Below are 2,694 nucleotides of genomic sequence, written 5' to 3'. Positions count from 1 at the left end.
CAGAAAAACGCCCCGGCCTGGCCGGGGCGTTCTGTTTTCAGCGGCTGCCGCCTGCCGAGACGCGCTCCAGCGCCGCCTTGAGCTGCGCCGGCGGCAGGTAGCCACCCAGCTGGGTGCCGTCGGCGGCGAAGATCGCCGGGGTGCCGTTGACGCCCATCTGCTGGCCGAGCTTGTACTGCATGGCCACCGGATTGGTGCAGTTCTTCGGGGTGACGGCCTTGCCGGTCTTGGCGGCGGTCAGGGCCTGCTTGCGGTCGGCCGCGCACCAGACCGAGATCATGTCGGTGTAGTCCTGGCTGCCCAGGCCCATGCGCGGGAACGCCAGGTATTCCACGGTGATGCCGTTGCGGTTGAGCTCGGCGATGTCCTGGTGCAGCTTGCGGCAGTAGCCGCACTCGATGTCGGTGAAGACGCTGACGGTGTACTTCGCATTCGGCGCAGCAAACACGATGCGCTCGTTGTGCGGCACGCCATCGAGCAGCTTGCGGCGGTAGCTGAGCAGGCCCTGGCTGCTGACCGGCGCCTTGTTCTGGATATCGTACGGCTGGGACTGCATCAAGTAGCGGCCGTCATCAGAGACGTACAGCACCTGGCCACCGACCAGCACCTCGCGGAACCCGGCAAACGGCGCGGCCCCGATGAAATCAGGCTTGAAGGTGGGGTCCAGCTGCTGCAGCGCGGTGCGCACGCGTTGGTCGGCATCACCGGCAGCGGCCGGGGCCGGGGTGGCGGCAATGGTCTTGGCCGCCGGAGCGGACGGTTGCTGCGCGCAGGCAGACAGGCTGAGCGCGCCGAAGAGCGCCGCAATGGCAACACGGAGCATCGAGCATTCCGGTGTAAGAGGTCAGGCTGGATTCTCGCACAGCTGCCTGCCCACGCAGCTGGACCGCAGTGGAACGGTGACGCGCACCCGGGTTTTGCGCCGTCTCAGCCGCGCGGGTGATGCTTGGCGTGCAGTTTCTGCAGGTGTTCGCGGGCCACCAGCGTGTAAATCTGGGTGGTGGACAGCGAACTGTGGCCGAGCAGCATCTGCAGGGCGCGCAGATCGGCGCCCCGGTTGAGCAGGTGCGTAGCGAAGCTGTGGCGCAGGCCGTGGGGACTGATCCGGGCGGGGTCGATCCCGGCCAGCACCGCGTACTTCTTCACCAGCCCCCAGAACTGCTGGCGGCTCAAGGGATGCAGGGAGGGCTCCAGAAACATCGGCACCGCGCCGTCCTGTGGCGTCGGCACGTTGCGCTTGCCGGTGAGCAGCGGGCGCGATTCAGCCAGGTAACGCTCGAGCCAGTGCTGGGATTCTTCCCCCAGCGGAACCAGCCGTTCCTTGCTGCCCTTGCCGGTCACGCGCAGCACCCCTTGGCGCAGGTTGACGGCATTGGCCGGCAGATTGACCAGTTCGCTGACGCGCAGGCCCGCGGCATACATCAACTCCAGCATGGCGCGGTCGCGCAGCCCGAGCGGCGTCTCGATGTCGGGGCTGGCCAACAGCGCATCGATCTGGCTTTCGGCCAGCGCCTTGGGCAGCAGCCGCGGCAGCTTCGGCGGATCGAGCAGCGCACTGGGGTCATCGCTGCGCTCGCCGCGGCGGACCGCATCGGCGAAGAAGGCCCGCAACGCGGACAGCAGACGGGCATTGCTGCGCGGGGACCAGCCATGGCGGGAGCGCCAGGCCAGGTAGTCGAACAGCCCGGCGCGATCAAGACCGGCCAGCCCCCCGGCAGCGCCATCACGCCAGCGCGCGAGACCTTCAAGATCGCGCCGGTAACTGTCCAGGCTGGCACGCGCCAGGCCGTGCTCGGCCCAGGCCGTGTCGAGGAAGCGCTGGATGCGGACATTGTCGTCGTCGCGCAGCTCGGGGAGGTGCTGGATGAGCTGGCGACGTAGTGCGGGGGTGGTGGCATCGGACATGCGGACAGCATACGGAGCAGACCGTGCGTGGGCCATCGAACGCGGGCAGCGGGCCGGGTATGCTCCGGGTCATGACCGATACCGCGCTGTCGTCCCCCGCTGCTGATCGCCCCGCATCGTTGCTGCTGTGGCGGCTGTTGTCACTGTTGTACGACTTCTTCCCCGCGCTGGCGCTGTGGATGCTGCTGGGGGCGGTGTTCGTGGCGGTCTATACGTTGAGCGGTCACGCAGAGCGGGAGAACATCGCCCCGTTCAGCGCGTGGCAGTGGGCGTTGTGGGCATGCTGCTGGGTCGTGACAGGCCTGTACGCGACGATGAGTTGGCGCCGCGGCGGGCAGACGCTGGGGATGCGGCCGTGGCGGTTGCGGGTGGTCTCGCTGGACGGCACGGTGCCGACGCGCAGGCAGTTGTGGCGGCGGTACGCGGTGGGCTCGCTGTCGGTGCTGGCGGCCGGCCTGGGGTTCTGGTGGGCGCTGCTGGATCGGCAGCGGTTGACCTGGCATGACCGGGCCAGCGGGACGCGGGTTGCGCGGTTGCCGAAGCGCTGACGTACTGACGCTCTACAGCTCTGACGCTCTACAGCTCTGACCCTCTGACGCTCTGACGCTCAGTCGCTCAGTCGCTCAGTCGCTCAGTCGCCAAGATTGAACACGAACACCGGCACCTCGCCAATCCATCAGAACGGTAGAGCCGGGCCATGCCCGGCTGCTCCTGCTCTCCCTACCCCCACCAGCACACTGTCGGAGGCGCGGCGGGATTGCCAGGCCGGGACCGTGTGCTGCCATGGAT

At 68.2% G+C, this 2,694-nt stretch carries 3 protein-coding genes; 1 reads left to right on the top strand and 2 read right to left on the bottom strand.

Going from position 1 to position 2,694, the window contains the following annotated elements:
• Positions 1 to 37 precede the first annotated feature (37 nt).
• Together ACE026_RS06380 and xerD are read right to left on the bottom strand one after the other, a co-directional pair.
• Entirely contained in the window at positions 38 to 823 is a 786-nt protein-coding gene (locus ACE026_RS06380; RefSeq protein ID WP_486038408.1) for a thioredoxin fold domain-containing protein, read from the bottom strand.
• A 104-nt stretch (positions 824 to 927) separates the two neighbouring features.
• Positions 928 to 1,905, bottom strand: a complete 978-nt coding sequence (gene xerD / locus ACE026_RS06375; RefSeq protein WP_486038407.1) for a site-specific tyrosine recombinase XerD — start codon at positions 1,903 to 1,905, stop codon at positions 928 to 930.
• Between the two features lie 59 nt (positions 1,906 to 1,964).
• On the opposite strand from xerD, the gene ACE026_RS06370 reads away from it, so the two are divergent.
• On the top strand, positions 1,965 to 2,453 hold the full coding sequence (locus tag ACE026_RS06370; RefSeq protein ID WP_486038406.1) for an RDD family protein: 489 nt from the start codon (positions 1,965 to 1,967) through the stop codon (positions 2,451 to 2,453).
• Positions 2,454 to 2,694: the final 241 nt, after the last annotated feature.

Source organism: Stenotrophomonas sp. AGC87, from assembly GCF_057333975.1.
This window is presented reverse-complemented; position numbering and strand designations above follow the sequence as displayed.